The 17,658-nt window shown below is 66.1% G+C and carries 20 protein-coding genes; 13 read left to right on the top strand and 7 right to left on the bottom strand.

What is annotated here, in order from left to right; translation table 11 throughout:
- The first annotated feature begins 1 nt into the window (after window position 1).
- From IEX50_RS03780 to IEX50_RS03790, 3 genes are all read left to right on the top strand, one after another.
- Window positions 2-688 carry an SDR family oxidoreductase gene (locus IEX50_RS03780; protein ID WP_157175586.1) on the top strand — a complete coding sequence of 229 codons (687 nt, stop codon included), beginning with the start codon at window positions 2-4 and terminating at the stop codon, window positions 686-688.
- A gap of 130 nt (window positions 689-818) precedes the next feature.
- On the top strand, window positions 819-3,578 hold the full coding sequence (gyrA, locus tag IEX50_RS03785) for a DNA gyrase subunit A (protein WP_157175585.1): 2,760 nt from the start codon (window positions 819-821) through the stop codon (window positions 3,576-3,578).
- 197 nt (window positions 3,579-3,775) lie between these two features.
- Window positions 3,776-4,018, top strand: coding sequence for a DUF333 domain-containing protein (locus IEX50_RS03790; RefSeq protein ID WP_188699414.1), 243 nt, complete (start codon window positions 3,776-3,778; stop codon window positions 4,016-4,018).
- On the opposite strand, the gene IEX50_RS03795 is transcribed toward IEX50_RS03790, so the two are convergent.
- Window positions 3,970-4,335, bottom strand: a complete 366-nt coding sequence (locus tag IEX50_RS03795; protein WP_157175584.1) for a DUF952 domain-containing protein — start codon at window positions 4,333-4,335, stop codon at window positions 3,970-3,972. The two genes, IEX50_RS03790 and IEX50_RS03795, sit on opposite strands and share 49 nt — an antisense overlap.
- 78 nt (window positions 4,336-4,413) lie before the next feature.
- Here IEX50_RS03795 and trmFO point away from each other — a divergent pair, with 78 nt between their 5' ends.
- A complete protein-coding gene (trmFO, locus tag IEX50_RS03800; RefSeq protein ID WP_157175583.1) occupies window positions 4,414-5,724 on the top strand; it encodes a methylenetetrahydrofolate--tRNA-(uracil(54)-C(5))-methyltransferase (FADH(2)-oxidizing) TrmFO in 1,311 nt (436 codons plus the stop codon).
- A 102-nt stretch (window positions 5,725-5,826) separates the two neighbouring features.
- On the opposite strand, the gene IEX50_RS03805 is transcribed toward trmFO, so the two are convergent.
- Complete coding sequence (locus IEX50_RS03805) at window positions 5,827-6,303, bottom strand: EF-hand domain-containing protein (RefSeq protein ID WP_157175582.1); 477 nt, start codon at window positions 6,301-6,303, stop codon at window positions 5,827-5,829.
- 51 nt (window positions 6,304-6,354) lie between these two features.
- Window positions 6,355-7,029: a squalene/phytoene synthase family protein gene (locus IEX50_RS03810; protein ID WP_157175581.1), complete on the bottom strand. Its 675-nt coding sequence runs from the start codon at window positions 7,027-7,029 to the stop codon at window positions 6,355-6,357.
- Window positions 7,030-7,112: 83 nt separating this feature from the next.
- Here IEX50_RS03810 and IEX50_RS17370 point away from each other — a divergent pair, with 83 nt between their 5' ends.
- The 3 genes from IEX50_RS17370 to IEX50_RS03820 are packed head-to-tail and all read left to right on the top strand — an operon-like array spanning window position 7,113 to window position 10,242.
- Window positions 7,113-9,011, top strand: a complete 1,899-nt coding sequence (locus IEX50_RS17370) for a TadE/TadG family type IV pilus assembly protein (protein WP_260160840.1) — start codon at window positions 7,113-7,115, stop codon at window positions 9,009-9,011.
- Window positions 9,008-9,604 carry a TadE/TadG family type IV pilus assembly protein gene (locus tag IEX50_RS03815; protein ID WP_229673628.1) on the top strand — a complete coding sequence of 199 codons (597 nt, stop codon included), beginning with the start codon at window positions 9,008-9,010 and terminating at the stop codon, window positions 9,602-9,604. The genes IEX50_RS17370 and IEX50_RS03815 overlap by 4 nt, the downstream gene beginning before the upstream one ends.
- Before the next feature lie 41 nt (window positions 9,605-9,645).
- Window positions 9,646-10,242: a hypothetical protein gene (locus IEX50_RS03820; RefSeq protein WP_229673630.1), complete on the top strand. Its 597-nt coding sequence runs from the start codon at window positions 9,646-9,648 to the stop codon at window positions 10,240-10,242.
- Window positions 10,243-10,291: 49 nt separating this feature from the next.
- Here the strand turns inward: IEX50_RS03820 and IEX50_RS03825 are convergent, their stop codons facing one another.
- From IEX50_RS03825 to eno, 4 genes are all read right to left on the bottom strand, one after another.
- Window positions 10,292-11,737 carry a pyruvate dehydrogenase complex E1 component subunit beta gene (locus IEX50_RS03825; protein ID WP_157175577.1) on the bottom strand — a complete coding sequence of 482 codons (1,446 nt, stop codon included), beginning with the start codon at window positions 11,735-11,737 and terminating at the stop codon, window positions 10,292-10,294.
- Window positions 11,737-12,795, bottom strand: a complete 1,059-nt coding sequence (pdhA, locus tag IEX50_RS03830; RefSeq protein WP_157175576.1) for a pyruvate dehydrogenase (acetyl-transferring) E1 component subunit alpha — start codon at window positions 12,793-12,795, stop codon at window positions 11,737-11,739. Before pdhA ends, IEX50_RS03825 begins: the two co-directional genes overlap by 1 nt.
- Window positions 12,796-12,876: 81 nt before the next feature.
- Window positions 12,877-13,206, bottom strand: coding sequence for an FtsB family cell division protein (locus IEX50_RS03835; RefSeq protein WP_157175575.1), 330 nt, complete (start codon window positions 13,204-13,206; stop codon window positions 12,877-12,879).
- 40 nt (window positions 13,207-13,246) lie between these two features.
- Window positions 13,247-14,530, bottom strand: coding sequence for a phosphopyruvate hydratase (eno, locus tag IEX50_RS03840; RefSeq protein WP_157175574.1), 1,284 nt, complete (start codon window positions 14,528-14,530; stop codon window positions 13,247-13,249).
- A 149-nt stretch (window positions 14,531-14,679) separates the two neighbouring features.
- Between eno and IEX50_RS03845 the strand changes: the two genes are divergently transcribed.
- The 6 genes from IEX50_RS03845 (at window position 14,680) to IEX50_RS03870 (ending at window position 17,647) form a co-directional block, all read left to right on the top strand.
- Window positions 14,680-15,291, top strand: a complete 612-nt coding sequence (locus IEX50_RS03845; protein WP_157175573.1) for a hypothetical protein — start codon at window positions 14,680-14,682, stop codon at window positions 15,289-15,291.
- On the top strand, window positions 15,288-15,644 hold the full coding sequence (locus tag IEX50_RS03850; protein WP_157175572.1) for a phage holin family protein: 357 nt from the start codon (window positions 15,288-15,290) through the stop codon (window positions 15,642-15,644). Before IEX50_RS03845 ends, IEX50_RS03850 begins: the two co-directional genes overlap by 4 nt.
- Window positions 15,641-16,051, top strand: a complete 411-nt coding sequence (locus tag IEX50_RS03855; protein ID WP_157175571.1) for a DUF3618 domain-containing protein — start codon at window positions 15,641-15,643, stop codon at window positions 16,049-16,051. Before IEX50_RS03850 ends, IEX50_RS03855 begins: the two co-directional genes overlap by 4 nt.
- Entirely contained in the window at window positions 16,048-16,611 is a 564-nt protein-coding gene (locus IEX50_RS03860; protein ID WP_157175570.1) for a hypothetical protein, read from the top strand. Before IEX50_RS03855 ends, IEX50_RS03860 begins: the two co-directional genes overlap by 4 nt.
- A gap of 107 nt (window positions 16,612-16,718) precedes the next feature.
- The gene (locus IEX50_RS03865; RefSeq protein WP_221237585.1) at window positions 16,719-17,321 is read left to right on the top strand and encodes an MlaC/ttg2D family ABC transporter substrate-binding protein; all 603 of its coding nucleotides are present in this window, start codon (window positions 16,719-16,721) and stop codon (window positions 17,319-17,321) included.
- Between the two features lie 83 nt (window positions 17,322-17,404).
- Window positions 17,405-17,647: a DUF4170 domain-containing protein gene (locus IEX50_RS03870; protein ID WP_157175569.1), complete on the top strand. Its 243-nt coding sequence runs from the start codon at window positions 17,405-17,407 to the stop codon at window positions 17,645-17,647.
- Window positions 17,648-17,658 lie beyond the last annotated feature (11 nt).

Consider the following 17,658-nt stretch of genomic DNA (forward strand, 5'->3'; position numbering starts at 1 on the left):
CATGACCCAGCGCGCGATCGTCATCGGGGCAACCGGCGGGATCGGCGCCGCCCTCGCTGCCGCTCTGACCGAGCAGGGCGCGACCGTCGAGGCCCTGTCGCGCAAGGGCGAACACCGCATCGACATCCTCGACGAAGCCCTCATCGCCGCCGCCGCCGCGCGTGTCGCGGAGGGTCCCGCCCCGCGCCTCGTGATCGTCGCCACCGGCATGCTCCACGAACCCGGCCTCATGCCCGAACGCTCGATCCGCGATCTCGACGGAGACCGCCTGCTGCGCAGCTATGCGCTCAACGCGGTCGGCCCCGCGCTCGTCGCCAAGCATTTCTTGCCCCTCCTCCCCCGCGACGGCCGCTCGGTGTTCGCGGTGCTCGGCGCACGTGTCGGCAGCATCGGCGACAACCGGCTCGGCGGCTGGACCGGCTACCGCATGGCCAAGGCCGCGCTCGCCATGCTCGTCCGCAACATCGCGATCGAAACCACCCGCCGCGCGCCGGAGGCGATCTGCGTCGGCCTCCACCCCGGCACCGTCGCCACCGAACTCAGCTTGCCGTTCCGCCGCAACCTGGCCGAGGGACAGCTGACCACACCCGAAACCGCCGCCGCAAACCTGCTCCGCGTGATCGCCGGACTGACCCCGGCGGACAGCGGCAACATGCTCGCCTGGGACGGCCAGACGATCGCCCCCTGATACCGGCTTAAGGCCAGCTTTTCCCTCGTTCGCGCCCCCTTGCGGGGTGGCGTTACGGATGCGTTTCGTCTAGGCTTTAGGATCGTCGGGACACACCCGATCTCCCTGATAACAACCCACGGAAACACACTTGGCCAGCACGCCGCCGATCACGCAGAACAGCGACATTTCCCCGGTCTCCATCGTCGATGAAATGAAGTCGAGCTATCTCGACTACGCGATGTCGGTGATCGTCAGCCGCGCCTTGCCCGATGTCCGCGACGGACTGAAGCCCGTCCACCGCCGCGTCCTCTACGCCTGCCAGGAAGGCGGCTTCGTCCCCGGCAAGCCCTACCGCAAATCCGCCAAGATCGTCGGCGACGTGATGGGCAACTACCATCCGCACGGCGACAGTTCGATCTACGATGCGCTGGCCCGCCTGGCGCAGGACTGGTCGATGCGCGTGCCGCTGATCGACGGTCAGGGCAATTTCGGCTCGATGGATCCCGATCCGCCCGCCTCGATGCGCTACACGGAGGCGCGGCTGGCCAAGGTCGCGATGACCCTGCTCGAGGATATCGAGAAGGACACGGTCGACTTTCAGCCCAATTACGACGGTTCGCGCGACGAGCCGACGGTGTTGCCGGCACGCTTCCCGAACCTGCTCGTCAACGGCGCGGGCGGCATCGCGGTCGGCATGGCGACCAACATCCCGCCGCATAACCTGGGCGAGGTCATCGCCGCCTGCAAAGCGTATATCGCCGATGGCAGCATCACGTCCGAACAGCTGCACGAAATCGTCCCCGGCCCGGATTTCCCGACCGGCGCCACGATCCTCGGCACCGGCGGCGCGCGCAACGCCTACACCACCGGTCGCGGGTCGATCATCATGCGGTCGGCCTGGGCCGTCGAGGAAGGGCGCGGCGAAAAGCGTGCGATCATCCTCACCGCCATCCCCTACCAGGTCGGCAAGAACCGCCTGGTCGAAGCGATCGCCGACGCCGCCAAGGAAAAGCGGATCGAAGGCGTCAGCGACATTCGCGACGAATCGAACCGCGAAGGCGTCCGGATCGTCATCGAGCTGAAGCGCGACGCGACGCCCGACGTCGTCCTCAACCAGCTCTGGCGCCACACCCCAGCGCAATCGTCCTTCCCGGCCAACATGCTCGCGATCCGCGGCGGTCGGCCCGAACTGCTCAACCTGCGCGACATCATCGAAGCGTTCGTGAAGTTCCGCGAGGAGGTCATCACCCGCCGCTCGAAGTACGAGTTGCTGAAGGCCCGCGAACGCGCGCACATCTTGCTCGGCCTCGTCGTCGCGGTAACCAACCTGGACGAGGTCGTCCGCATCATCCGCGGGTCGTCCAGCCCGGCCGAGGCACGCGTCAAGCTCAGCCAGCGCGAATGGCCGATCGCCGAAATCGCTAGCTATATCCGGCTGGTCGAGGCGGTCGAAGCGGAAATCGAGGGCGACAGCTACCAGCTGTCCGACATTCAGGTTCGCGCGATCCTCGACCTGCGCCTCCACCGCCTCACCGCGCTCGGCCGCGACGAGATCGGCGACGAGCTTCAGAAGCTCGCGGACTCGATCGGCGAACTGCTTGCCATCCTGGGCGACCGTGCCAAGCTGTACGAGGTGCTCGAAACCGAGCTCGACCAGATCAGCACCGCCTTCGCCACGCCGCGCAAGACGCTGATCGCGCCGGCCGGCGACGACATCGACGACGAGGACCTGATCGAGCGCGAGGACATGGTCGTCACCGTCACACTCGGCGGCTACATCAAGCGCACCCCACTCGACGCGTTCCGCACCCAGGCGCGCGGCGGCAAGGGCCGCTCCGGCATGGCGACGAAGGACGAGGACGCCGTCACCCGGCTGTTCGTCACCTCCACCCACACGCCGGTGCTGTTCTTCTCCAGCCACGGCAAAGTGTACCGCAAGAAGGTCTGGCGCCTGCCGGAGGGCGCACCGCAGGCCCGCGGCCGCCCGATGATCAACCTCCTGCCGCTCGCGACGGGTGAGACGATCACCACCGTCCTGCCGCTGCCTGAGGACGAGGCGGAGTGGGCGAAGCTCCACGTCGTGTTCGCAACGGCACATGGCGGCGTGCGGCGCAACGCGATGGACGCGTTCGCCAACGTGCCGACCAACGGCAAGTTCGCAATGCGGTTCGACGAGGACGCCACCGATCACCTGATCGGCGTCGCCCTGCTGTCGGCCGATGACGACGTCCTGCTCGCCACCCGCGCCGGCCGCGCGATCCGCTTCGCCGGCACGGACGTCCGCGAATTCCAGAGCCGCACCTCCACCGGCGTCCGCGGCATCGCGCTGAAGCCGGGCGACGAGGTCATCTCGCTGTCGATCCTGCGCGGCTTCGTGGCGGACACCGAGGAACGCGACGCCTATCTCCGCGCCGCGCCGTGGAAGGAAAACGGCAGCGGACCGACGCTCGACGCCGCGCGCATGACCGAGTTCACCGAAGCGGAGGAGTTCATCCTCACCGTCTGCGCCAACGGCTACGGCAAGCGCAGTTCCGCCTATGAATATCGCCGCACCAACCGCGGTGGGCAGGGCATCACCAACATCGACAACCTGACCCGCAACGGCCCGGTCGTCGCCAGCTTCCCCGCCCATTCCGGCGAACAGCTGATGCTGGTGACCGACCAGGCGAAGCTTATCCGCATGACCGTCGGCGACACCCGCGTCATCGGCCGCAACTCAGCCGGCGTAAAGCTGTTCGACGTTTCCACCGGCGAACACGTGGTCGCCGCCGCCCGCATCGAGGAAAGCGAAGGCGACGCGGAAGTTACACCCGGCGTGGAAGCGGACCTGACGACGGGTACTGCAACACCCGCAGCACCGGCACACGACGAAGCGCCCCCCGAAACCCCGGACGGCGAAGACGCATGACGCACTCAGCGTATCCTCGCGAGGGCGGGGATCCAGTTCCAAGCCCCGATCTGGATCCCCGCCCCCACGGGGATACGCAACCCCCACTGTTCCCCGGCGAAGGCCGGGGCCTAGGTGAAACGGCCGCGCCAAGGCCCCGGCCTACGCCGGGGAGCAACCGCCGCAGCATCCGCTACGCCGCCCCAGTCGCAGCCCTCATGCTCCTGGCCGCCTGCGACCCCTTCAAACCCGACGACCCCAAATCGGTCATCGTCACCCCAGTCGGTCAGTGCCAGAACCTCGGCGGCACCCCCGCAACGCGCAAGGCCAAGGACGGCACCCCGTGGAAGGTCTGCACCTTCCCAGACACCCGCGTCTGCGACCTCGAAAAGCTCCGCATTGACAACCGTTGCTACACGACCGTCCCCGACACCGCCCCGGAAACAACCCCCGGCAACTGATGCACCCCGTCCGCGCCCACCGGCAGCGGATCGACCCCAACGACCGCAGACCACGGCAACGCCGCATAGAGATGCGGAAACAACTGCCCACCCCGCGCTGGCTCCCACTTGAGCGGCTGCGGCAGAGCATCCTCGTCCACCGACACCAGCACCAGCCCATCCCGCCCCGCGAAATGCCGCGCCAGCGTGTCGGCCGCCTGCGTCGCGGTCGAAAAATGGATGTAGCCGTCCGCCAGGTCGATCTCCGCCCCCGCAAAACTGCCGGCCCGTCGAAACGCATCGGCGGTATCCGCCGTCATGATCTTGTAGATTGTCATGCCGCCCGGATACCGCCGCGGCGGCCCCAAGGAAACCGGGGACTTCACCAACCGCGCCGCAACGCCTAGAGCCAGTTCATGTCCCATCAGATCCACATCATCGGCGGCGGCCTCGCCGGCTCCGAAGCCGCCTGGCAACTGGCCCAGGCCGGCATCCGCGTCCGCGTGTCCGAAATGCGCGGCGTCGAAGGCACGCCCGCGCACCACACCGACGATCTCGCCGAACTTGTCTGCTCGAACAGCTTCCGCTCCGACGATCCCGAACGCAACGCGGTCGGCGTCCTCCACGCCGAACTGCGCACGCTCGGCTCACTCATCATGGCGCAGGCCGACATCCACCGCGTCCCCGCCGGCTCGGCGCTCGCGGTCGATCGCGATGCGTTCGCCGCCGGCGTCACCGCCGCGATCGACGCGCACCCGCTGATCGATCTGGTCCGCGAACGGGTCGACACGCTGCCGGAAGGCCCCGCCATCATCGCCACCGGCCCGCTCACCGCGGCACCGCTCGCCGCCGCGATCGGCCAGGCGACCGGCGAGGACGCGCTCGCCTTCTTCGACGCCATCGCGCCGATCGTCCATTTCGACAGCATCGACATGGACACCTGCTGGTTCCAGTCGCGCTGGAACAAGGGCGACGGCAAGGATTACATCAACTGCCCCATGAACCGCGAAGAATATGCCGCCTTCCACGCCGGCCTGATCGCCGGCGAGAAGGGCGAGTTTAAGGAGTGGGAGAAGAACACCCCCTATTTCGACGGCTGCATGCCGATCGAGGTCATGGCCGAACGCGGGTTCGACACGCTGCGCTACGGCCCGATGAAGCCGGTCGGGCTCGACGATCCGCGCACCGGCCGCTGGCCGCACGCCGTCGTCCAGCTGCGCCAGGACAACGCGCTCGGCACGCTCTGGAACATCGTCGGCTTCCAGACCAAGCTGAAGCATGCCGAACAGGTCCGGCTGTTCCGCACGATCCCGGGCCTCGCCAACGCCGAATTTGCGCGGCTCGGTGGCCTGCACCGCAACACCTTCCTCCAGGCACCCAAGCTGCTCGACGGCACGCTGCGGCTGAAGAACGCGCCGAACATCCGCTTCGCCGGCCAGATCACCGGCTGCGAAGGCTATATCGAATCGGCGGCGGTCGGCCTGCTCGCCGGACGCTTCGCCGCGGCCGAACTGGCGGGCACCGAGGCACCGCCCCCGCCTCCCACAACAGCACTCGGCGCGCTGCTTGGCCACATCACCGGCGGGGCGAAGGCGGACACCTACCAGCCGATGAACGTCAATTTCGGCCTGTTCCCGCCACTCGAAGGCGTCGCCAAAAAGGTCGACCGCAAACCCCTCATGGCCGCCCGCGCCCGCGCCGACCTCGAAAGCTGGATCGCCGCTTAAACCCGAGGCGCCCACCCAAACCTCACCAACCCGTTTGGTTCGAGCCTGTCGAGAACTCTGCACAGCGTTCTCGACAGGTCCGAACCAAACAGAACTTGGAGACTAGCTCTCCTCATCCCGCTCCACCGGCGCGGCCACCGGCGGACACTTCGCCCGCGTCGCGGTCTTCCGCACCACCCGCGTCGTCGCGAACTCGACCGGCGTCAGCACACCAGTCCGGTCCGCATCCGCGCCGGCAAACTTCGCCAGCGCCTTCACCGAATATTCCTCGAACGACAGCCGCCCGTCCTTGTTCGCGTCCAGCTTGGCGAACGCCTTCTGCCGGCTGACCAGATATTCGGCCCGCGCAATTCCGCCATCCTTGTCCTTGTCGTACCGGCCGAAGCGCTTCTCCTCACGCGTCTTGGCGCTCGCGGCCGGCGGCTCGCCGATCGGAGCATCCTCGCCCGCCATGCCACGCGCCATCGCGACCGGCGCCGGCGGCACCAGATCCGCCGCCCGGCCGGCCCCCTTCCACCAGAACAGCACGCCCGTCATCAGCAGCATCGCCGCCGCCGCCCCCATCAGGAACCGCCCCATGTTCATCCCCTTCGACGAAAGGCTAACCGAACGCGTTGTCAGCGCCAAGCCCTAGCGTCCGACCAACCGGTATCGCAGCATCCGGCCGATCCGTGCCGGCGACCCGCGGCGGGCAAACTCCGCTCCGTCCCCCGCGGCGTCGATCCGCGCCAGCATGCCAAGCATCCCGAGCACACGCAGGGACGCCGGAACCCGCCCGTCCCACTCTTTAAATGCGGCCCGTGCCAAGCCCAACGCCACGTTCCTGACATCCATGTTCCGTGTTCCACGCGCCAGATCGACCAGGCCCCAGCTCGCCCCGATCCGCCGCGCCAGCGCCGCATCGCCACCCAGCACCTCCGCCACAAGTCCGAACAGTTCGGCGCCGCGTCCACGCCACCCCGCCATGTCATGCCCCTCGTCGGCCAGCACGCCGCCCCACGCTTCGGGCAGCGCCGCGATCCGCTCACCGCGGACGTGCGGCAGCAGGACGTCCGCGACATGCCGCAGCAACGGTTCGGCCGGCGGCGACGCATCGTCCAGCCTGCACAGCGCATCGCGCCACCATGCCATCCGGAGCATCCCGATCGACGCCTCGCTCGTGGTTGAGACCACCGTTCCCAGCCGAGCATCCAGTTGCCACAACGCGTCAACCGCCTGCCTTACCGGCGGAGCAAGATAGGCAAGCACAAGCGCCCGTTCGGCGTCCTCCGGAATATCGGTCGGCGGCGGATCTGCATCGTTCATAAGGCGCCCATCCCCCTTCCCATCCCCAATGGCAAACACATCGTTAACCCTGTCGGTTAGCCAGATCGTACACTCCCGCTGCCATGGTCGCACCGGAACGCCGCCATGCGCGGCATAGACATGAGAAGCAGGTAACGACAGTGGGGACGCAGCGGCAGACGCGAACGGTCCGTGCGGCGGACGGGTTTCTCCGTCGACTGCGACGGGATGCCGGTGGCAACACTCTGGTGATCATGGCGGCTGCGATGATTCCGCTTGCCGCCGTGGTCGGGTCGGGCATGGATCTCGCCCGCACCTACCTCGTCCAGTCGCGCCTGCAACAGGCCTGCGATGCCGGTGTGCTGGCCGGTCGCCGGGCCATGACGGGAAAAGTCCTGTCGAGCGCGGACAAGGAGCAGGCCGAGAATTTCTTCAATTTCAATTTCCCCTCGGACATGTTCCAGGATGTCGTCCGGACATTCGTTCCGACGGACGGAACAGCCGGCGCCGTCGTCGGCACCGCGACTGCCACCGTCCCGATGACGTTGATGGGCCTGATTTTCAAGCAACCGGCCATAGACCTGGACGTAAGTTGCGAATCCCGTCTTGATATCGCGAACACCGACGTCATGTTCGTGCTCGACGTCACCGGGTCGATGGCCTGTACGGCAAGCGACAGTAACAGTACTTGCAACAGCTACGTCAGTTCAGTCGGCTATAAGAAGTCCGGGGCCTACTGGCTGGCAAAGGAAAAGTCTGGATCTCGCATTGCTGCACTGCGTACGGCGGTCGGCCTGTTCTATGACGCACTGGCGAGCTCTGCGGGGCAGAATACACGTCTTCGGTTCGGGTTCGTCCCCTATTCAACGACCGTTAACGTTGGCGACTTGATCCCTGCCGCTCACATGGCAAAGACCTGGAATTACCAGTCGCGGTATATTCTCGAGTGGTACGGAATTGCCAGCCCGGTCCGTCGTACAACTTCCAACTGTCGTGGTTTGGCGCAGGCCCGAACGCCAAGTACGGGATTTGATGTCAACGGTCGGGCGCAATCCGTGATTGCTGAGACGAACAAAATTGGGGAATGCTACACGACGACGACCACGTTCCGCCGGAACCGGGCGACCGACGCTCCCAATATCAACTGGCGCTACGAACAAGTGCCTTATGACCTTTCGAACCTGACCGGCACCGGGACTGTCAATAACGCCGATCCCAATTACCCCAAACTTGTCTGGGGCAAATGTATCGAAGAGGCGGCGACCAGCTCAAGCAGCAGCTTTTCGAGATCTAAGAATCCTGACCTCGACATAGATCTCGTACCTGATCAGGCCGCAACATTCTGGCACCCTTACATTCCGGAACTGATTTACAACAGGAACTCCCTAAACGGAGAGTCCGTTACGAACGACGCGGCTTCTGGCAGTGATTACAAGCAGAAGTCTTTCGCGGACATCGATGGTGCGTCGTGTCCGAAGGCGTCGCAAAAACTTACGGAGATGACGAAAGCCGACATCACGGCCTATACCAGCGCAGCAAAAGGCTTCGTTCCGCATGGCGGCACCTATCACGACGTCGGCATGATCTGGGGCGGACGCCTCCTTTCGCCGGACGGCCTGTTCAAGGCGGACAATGCCAGCCCTAATGGTCAGGAAATCAACCGTAACATCGTATTCATCACTGACGGCGACATGCTACCCTTAAACGAATACTACGGCGCCTACGGGCTGGAAAAACTCGACCGGCGGGTCATGGGCACGTCGGGGAACGGTGATGCCGCGATGAAGACGCGCCACAACGCCCGTTTCCTCAATGTCTGCAACGCGATCAAGGACAAGCAGATCACCATATGGGTGGTCGCCTATGCTCAGGCGATGACGACCGAGCTGAGCAATTGTGCAACCGACGCAAGTCACGCGATCTCCGCGCCCACCGATGCGGTCCTGAAGACCCGCCTGGCCGACATCGGCACGCGGATTGCCGCCCTCAGGTTGAGCAAGTGACGGGGCCACGTAGGATCGCGGACCTGTTCGACGATCGTCGCGGCGCGACGATCGTCGAATTCGCCATCGTTGCCCCGGTTCTTATCATCCTGCTCTTCGGTCTGCTCGATCTTGGCTACGACGTCTACGTCAAGGCCCAGTTGGAGGGTGCGATGGAACAGGCGGGCCGGAACTCCACACTGGAAACCAACGCCAAGAACGGCGCTGCGATCGATGCTTTCGTCGAATCCCGGGTGCGTAACGTAGTGTCCCGCGCCACGTTCGTCCCCACGCGAATGGCCTATACCGCCTTCAAGGACGTCCAGAAGGAGGAGAGCTATAGCGATAACAAACCGGCCAATGGCCGCTATAATGTCGGCGAATGCTTTGAAGACGTGAACGGAAATCAGAAGTGGGACGCCGACCTCGGGCGCACCGGCCAGGGTGGCGCCAACGACGTCGTGCTATATTCCATGACAGTGAAATATGATCGCCTGATGCCGTCGAGCGGGCTGCTCGGGCTTAGTCAGCACGTCCAGGTGACGGCGTCGACCGTCCTCCGCAACCAGCCCTACGACGATCAGGTGATCCCGACGGTGGTCAAATGCCAGTAAGTCATCGCCCGCTCCGGTCGATCGTTGCGGACCATCGCGGCGTGGCCTTGCTCGAATTCGCGTTGTCGCTGCCGATCGTGCTGACCCTCGGGACACTTGGCATCGAGATCGCGAACTACGCGCTGATCAACATGCGGATGAGCCAGATTGCGCTCAATCTGGCGGACAACATCTCGCGCGCGGGCGAGGCCAGTCAGTTGGCGCTCACCAAATTGCGCGAATCCGATGTCAACGACGCCTTCCAGGCGGCACGGCTTCAGGGCTCGTCCTACGCGCTGACGACTCGTGGCCGGATCGTCCTGTCTTCGCTGGAACAGAATTCGGCGAAGGCCCAGTATATCCATTGGCAACGCTGCCTCGGTGCCGCCCGGTATAACTCCACGTACGGCGTGCAGGGCGCGGTCGTGACGAACGGCATGGGCCCCGCAACGGGCGTCAAGATCAAGGCGCCGCTAGACAGTGCGGTCATGTTCGTTGAACTGACCTACGACTACCAGCCGCTGTTCCTGAACAATATCCTGTCGGGCAAGCAGCTTCACTACACGGCTGCTTTCCTGGTCCGCGACCGGCGCGATCTGTCCGGCACCGGTTTGAGCGCCGATACAGCGGCCAGCACCTGCAGCAAATACGCCGCCTGACCCCGTTCGTGCGCGCCTACGGGCGGGGTGGTCACCCCGCCCGTATCTCTCAGCGGTAGCAGACCGTCTTGACAGCTTTCACCACGTCGTCCGCCTTCAGCAGCGCGGCCTTTTCCAGGTTCGCGGCATAGGGCATCGGCACGTCGACATTGGTCACGCGCAGGACCGGCGCGTCGAGGTCGTCGAACCCCTCCTCCATCGCGATCGCCGCGATCTCGGCGCTGATCGAGCAGGTCGGCCAGCCTTCTTCGACGCAAACGATCCGGTTCGTCTTGGCCAGGCTCGCCAGCACGGTCTGCTTGTCGAGCGGGCGCAGCGTGCGCAGGTCGATGACCTCCGCTTCGATGCCCTCGGCCGCCAGCTTGCCCGCCGCGTCCATCGCGACCGCGACACCAATCGAGTAGGTCACGATCGTCACGTCGCTGCCCTCGCGCACGATCCGCGCTTTGCCGATCGGCAGGACATAGTCGTCGATCGCCGGCACGTCGAAGCTTTGCCCGTAAAGCAGCTCGTTCTCGAGGAACACGACCGGGTCCTGCGACCGGATCGCGGCCTTGAGCAGCCCCTTGGCATCCGCCGCGCTGTACGGCGCGATCACGATCAGGCCGGGGACGCTGGCATACCACGGCGCGTAGTTCTGCGAATGCTGCGCACCGACGCGCGCCGCCGCACCGTTGGGGCCGCGGAACACGATCGGGCACCGCATCTGGCCGCCCGACATGTAGTTGGTCTTGGCCGCCGAATTGATGATGTGATCGATCGCCTGCATGGCGAAGTTGAACGTCATGAATTCGATGATCGGCTTCAACCCGCCCATCGCCGCGCCCGTGCCGACACCGGCAAAGCCGTATTCGGTGATCGGCGTGTCAATGACGCGCTTGTCGCCGAATTCGTCGAGCAGGCCCTGCGTCACCTTGTACGCGCCCTGATACTGCGCGACTTCCTCGCCCATCACGAAGATGCGGTCGTCGGCGCGCATTTCCTCGGCCATCGCATCACGCAACGCCTCGCGGACGGTCGTCTTGACCATCTCGGTGCCGGCCGGAACCTCCGGATCGGCGATCTTCGTCTGCTCGACTGCAGCGACCAGCGTGTGCGTGCCGCTGTCCGACGGATCAGGGGCGGCGCTTTCCGGGTTCGGCGCACGACCGGCATCGGCGGGCGCTTCGACCGGCGTCGCGTCGGCAGTGCCGCCCTCGTCCGGAACCGGCGCGCTGCTCGCGGCCGGCGCGGACAGATTGGCCGCGTCCTCGCCCTCTTCGGCGATGATCGCGATCACCGTGCCGACCTTCACCGCGTCGGTGCCCTCGGCGACCAGGATCTTGGCGATGACGCCTTCGTCCACCGCCTCGAATTCCATCGTCGCCTTGTCGGTTTCGATTTCGGCCATGATGTCGCCGGACGCGACGGTGTCGCCTTCCTTGACCAGCCATTTGGCAAGCGTGCCTTCCTCCATCGTGGGGGAAAGCGCGGGCATCTTGAGTTCGATCGCCATCAGTAGGTTTCCACCAGCACGTCGGTATGAAGTTCGGACAGGTCCGGCTCGGGCGACTGTTCGGCGAAGTCCGCCGCGTTCGCCACGATGGTCTTGATGTCCTTGTCGATCGCCTTCATCTCGTCCTCGGTCACGCCGATCGCCTCGAGCTCGCGCTTCACGGCATCGATCGGATCGGACTTGTCGCGCATCGACTGCACCTCGTCACGCGACCGGTACTTGGCCGGGTCGGACATCGAGTGGCCACGGTAGCGATAAGTCTTCAGCTCGAGCAGGATCGGACCCTTGCCGGACCGCGTCCATTCGATCGCGGTTTCGGCCGCACCGCGCACCGCCAGCACGTCCATGCCGTCGACCTGGATACCCGGAATGCGGAAGCTTTCGCCGCGCAGGTACAGCTGGTCCTCGGCCGACGCGCGGTTCACGCTCGTGCCCATCGCATACTGGTTGTTCTCGATCACGAAGATGACCGGCAGCTTCCACAGCTCGGCCATATTGAACGCTTCGTACACCTGACCCTGGTTGGCCGCGCCGTCGCCGAAATAGGCGAGGCACAGGCCGCCGTCGCCCTTGTACTTGTGGCCGAAGCCCAGCCCGGCGCCGAGCGACACCTGCGCGCCGACGATGCCGTGCCCGCCGTAGAACTTATGCTCCACGGAAAACATGTGCATCGACCCGCCCTTGCCCTTGGAGATCCCCGCGGCGCGGCCGGTCAGTTCGGCCATGATGATCTTGGGATCGATGCCGTAGGCGAGCATGTGGCCGTGATCGCGGTACCCGGTGATGACCGAGTCCTTGCCGACTTCCAGAGCGGACTGGAGCCCGACCGCAACGGCTTCCTGGCCGATATACAGGTGGCAGAAGCCACCGATCAGGCCAAGACCGTACAGCTGGCCGGCCTTTTCCTCGAACCGGCGGATGAGAACCATCTGCCGGTAGAATTCGAGCAGTTGTTCTTTCGTGGCCTCGAACCGCACCGGCTGCTGCGGGCGTTCACGGTTCGGTGTCGCGGGAGGGGCCTCGGCCTCTTCACCGCGGGGCTGCACTGCCTTTGCCAAGCGTCCGGCTCCTGTCGTTTGAAACGTCGTGGCCGCGGTCTAGGCCCTCGTCGGGCGTTCCGCAACGTCCCCGGCCACCTTTTACCGGTTCTGCAGGATCACCTCATCCTCGCGAACCTGATCGGTTCGCGAGCGGACGAGTTCGTCGGCAAGGTCCGGGTCCACGCCCTTGCGCGGGTCGAGCAGGTCGGACCGATGCTGCAATCGCGCCCGCTCCGCCTCGACCTTCGCCAGCTCCGCCTCACGCGCCACCCGCTCGGTCTTGTAGTCGCCCCAGGCGAGCAGCCCGTTCTGGCCGATCACCGCGGCCAGCACGAAATAGACGATGATCAGCACGACCGCCGCCGGGGCCGCTGCCGCCAGCACCAGCCCGATCGTTGAACGCCGCGGCGCCCCGCCCGGCCTGCTCATCGTCTATGCCTGCTCATCGCCTATCCCCCGCTCGATTGCGTCAGGCGGTCCGGCGCAGGATCGACCGACCGGCATATTCCGCCACGATGCCCAGCTCCTCCTCGATCCGGATCAGCTGGTTGTACTTCGCCAACCGGTCCGACCGGGCAAGCGAGCCCGTCTTGATCTGCCCGCAATTCGTCGCGACCGACAGATCGGCGATCGTCGAGTCCTCGGTCTCACCCGACCGGTGCGACATCACCGCGGTATAGCCCGCGCGCTGCGCCATCGACACCGCCTGCAACGTCTCGGTCAGCGTCCCGATCTGATTGACCTTCACCAGCAGCGAATTGGCGAGCCCATCGCGGATCCCCTGCTCCAGCCGCTCCGGGTTGGTGACGAACAGGTCGTCGCCGACCAACTGCGTCTTGTGCCCGATCTTGTCGGTCAGCAGCTTCCAGCCTTCGAAATCATCCTCGCCCATCCCGTCCTCGATGGAAAAGATCGGATAACGCGCCGCCAGGTCCGCCAGATAATCCGCCATCTCGCCCGGCGACAGGACGCGGCCCTCGCCATCGAGATGATAGGCCCCGTCGCGGAAGAACTCGGTCGCGGCGCAATCGAGCGCCAGCATCACGTCGTCACCCGGGCGATACCCGGCCTTCTCGATCGACTGCATGATGAAATCGAGCGCCTCGACCGGGCTGCCGATGTTGGGCGCGAACCCGCCCTCGTCGCCGACCGACGTCGACAGGCCCTTGTCGTGCAGACCCTTCTTCAGCGTGTGAAAGATCTCGGCACCGCACCGCACCGCCTCGACCATGTTCTCCGCGCCGACCGGCACGATCATGAATTCCTGGAAATCGATTGGGTTGTCGGCATGCATCCCGCCGTTGATGATGTTCATCATCGGCACCGGCAGGACATGCGCCGACACACCGCCGACATAGCGGTAGAGGGGCAGACCACGCGCTTCCGCCGCCGCCTTCGCGGTCGCGAGACTCGCACCCAGGATCGCGTTCGCGCCGATCCGGCCCTTGTTCGGCGTACCGTCCAGCTCGATCATCGTCGTGTCGATCGCGGCTTGGTCCTCCGCGTCGATCCCGATGATCGCGTCGGCCAGCTCGCCGTTCACAGCATCGATCGCCTTGTCGACGCCCTTGCCCAGCCAGCGCGTCTTGTCGCCGTCGCGCAGCTCGACCGCCTCGTGCGCGCCGGTCGATGCGCCGGACGGCACAGCGGCCCGACCGAAGCTGCCGTCTTCCAGCGTTACGTCCACCTCGACGGTCGGGTTGCCCCGGCTGTCGACGATCATGCGGGCGTGGACATCGACGATTGCGGTCATGGGAGTGGCCTTTCGCGGGTGGACAGACGGGTCGCTGGGCCTCCTACCGGGCCGCTCCGCCGCTGGCAAATAACCGATGCGACGAATGGAACGGGGCGGCACCATGTCGGTTGTCGTCTCGATACCGCAACAATCGATCGGAGAAGAACATGGCTATCGGCGACACCCGCCTTCCTGAGGGCACCGACAGCATCATCGGCGGAAGCTCGGTCGGCAACGACCTGTCCTCCACCGGCGGCCTCAGCTCCACCGCCCCCGGCTTCGACAACAAGCCAACCCCGGCACCCGCCGCGACGGCGCGCGAGACGCTCGACGAAGCCAAGGCGACCGTGACCGAAAAGACTTCCGAACTGCGCAGTCAGGCCGCCGACAAGGCCCGCTCCTATGCCCTCATGGGCAAGGACCGCGCGGTCGAGGGTCTCGACAACGTCCAGCGCATGATCGACGACGCGGCCGACACGCTCGACGAGAAGCTGGGTGGCCAGTTCGGCGACTATGTCCGCCAGGCCGGCGCCAGCGTCACGACGTTGTCCGACGCGATCCGCGACAAGGACGTCGACGAATTGCTTGACGACACGCGCGACCTCGTCCGTCGCAGCCCGGGGATCGCGATCGGCGCGGCCGCCGCGATCGGCTTCCTGGTCGCGCGCGTCGCCAAGGCCGGTCTCGATCCGGAGCCCACGACGCCGACGACCGGTGGCGTGACCCCGGTGGCGCCGACGACGGGTAGCTCGCTTGCCGGAACGCGTCCCTCGGCATGACGCAGGCCCACGATCCAGCGGACGAGACGGTCGCCGGGCTTGTGCACCGGCTTATCGATGACGGCCGGACTTATGTCCGTGCCGAAATCGACGTCGTCCGGGCAACCGCCAGCGCGAAGATCGCCGCGACCAAGATGGCCGTCGTCGTCGGGATCGCGGCTATATTCGTGGTGCAGGCCGGTCTGACCGTCCTGTTCATCGCCCTTGGCTCGGTATTGGCATTGCTGATGCCGATCTGGGCGGGCCAACTCCTCGCGGCGGTCATCGCGTTCGCGATCGCAGGCCTGATGGTGAAGTACGCCATCTCGCGTTTCTCGACCGGCGTCACGACGCCGGTGGGGGACGCTTCGTGAGCGGCTCTCCCGAAGTCTTGGCGGCAAAGGCGCGAGCCGCCGCCGCCCGCACCCGCCTCGACGGAACGGTGGCCGAACTGAAGGGCCGCCTTCAACCGTCCACGCTCGTTCACAACGCCTGGGCCGATACGGTCGACCGCGGTGCCGATGCGTGGGACGTGACCGTCGAACGCGGCACGAAAAGCCTGACACTGGCCGTCGACAAGGCAACCGAGGCTGGTGAAGCTGCCGTTGCCTACGCTCAGAAGCGTCCCGGCGTCGTGGCGACCGGCTTCGGCACGGCGCTTGCCCTGCTCGTTGGCCCGTCGCTTGTCCGTCGTGCGCTCCGCCGCCCGCCCCCCAAACCTATCCCAACGGATCCGCCGCGTCTGACCGGCCCGATCCCACATTTGGAGACACACTCATGACGACCCCAGTCAACGACGACCACGCCGAAGGCCGCCTGGCCGCCGCTGCCCACAAGGTGGGTGACGCCGCAGCCTCGGCCGGTCACGCCGTGACCGAGAGCGCCAGCGCCGCCGCCGACGCGGTCAGCGACGCAGCCCACGCCGCCAAGGTGAAGGCCGCTGACACCGCCGCCGTCATCCGCGACAAGGCGGCAGATGCCTATGACGCGGCCCGTGACAAGGCCTCGACCGCCCGCGAAACCGCCGCGACCGGCTTCGACTCGGCACCGCTCGCCGTGCTCGCGGGCGGCATCGCGCTCGGTGCGATCCTTGGCGCGCTGCTGCCCCGTACGGAGCGCGAGACCGAACTGCTCGGCCCCGTCGCGGCCAAGGCCACCGACGCCGCACGTTCCGCCTTCGTCGCCGCCAAGTCGGCCGGGCAGGACAAGCTCGACGAACTGGGCATCAACAAGGACGCGGCCCGCGCTAAGGTCGACCAGCTGGTCGATACCGCCAGCCAGGCTGCGACGTCCGCCGGTGCCGCTGCCAAGGACGCCGTCCGCAACCGCACCGACGTCTGAACCCCGGGCCGCCGCGGAACCGACAGGTTCAACGGCGGTTCACCGACCAGAGACTACGGCGTTCCCATGGCGGGGACGCCGTAGTCGTGTTTACAGGAGTTCATTTCATGCGTGCATCCATCCGCACCGCCTTCGCCGCAGCCATCATGTCCGCCGGCGCGGTCGTGCCACTGCTTCCCGCCACCGCCCAGGTTCGCATCGACAACAGCGATCCCGCCCGGTTCGTCGACACGCTGTCCGACGCCGGTCTCGGCGCGCTTCGCACCGGCAACCGCACCGCCGCCCGCGCGCAGTTCCGCACCCTGCTTGCGCAGCACTTCAACATCGACCAGATCGGCGACCGCCTGATCCGCGCGCACATCGCCCGCATCACGCCGCAGCAGCGCGCGGCCTACAAGGCGGCGTTCCCGAGCTTCCTGATCAACACCTATGCCGACCGGCTGCAGCAGTATGCCCGCGCCGACGTGAAGGTCATCCGCGTTGCCCCCGCCGGCAACACGGCACAGGTCATGACGCAGGTCATCCAGCCCGGCGCCAGCCCGATCAACGCTACCTGGACGGTTGATCGCACCAGCGGCAGCTGGAAAGTCAGCAACCTGACGGTCGCCGGGATCAACCTCGGCATCACGCAGGCGAACGACTTCAACTCGGTGATCCAGCGCCAGGGCTTCGACGGCCTGATCAAGCTCATGCAGTCGCGCGCCGGCTGATCACCGGCTGAGGGGTTGTAAGGGGTGCGGATCGCAGTTAGTCGGTCCGCACCCCCGAACCCTACGGCATCGGACTGTTTGATATGAGCAACCTACATCTCGTCTTCGGTGGCCGCGTCAGCGATCCGCGCACGCTGGACTTCGCAGACCTGCACGCGATCGACTTCGTCGGCGTCTTTCCGAACTACAAGGCGGCCGAGGACGCATGGCGCGCATCCGCCCAGCGGACCGTCGACGACGCCGAGATGAAGTATGTCGTCGTCCCGCTCCAGCGCATGCTCGAACCGTCGGGAACCGCCGGCCAGCCGCCCCACGAGGTCGGCTGACATCGACCCGC

This window comes from Sphingomonas prati (assembly GCF_014643515.1).
Lineage (GTDB): Bacteria > Pseudomonadota > Alphaproteobacteria > Sphingomonadales > Sphingomonadaceae > Sphingomonas_R > Sphingomonas_R prati.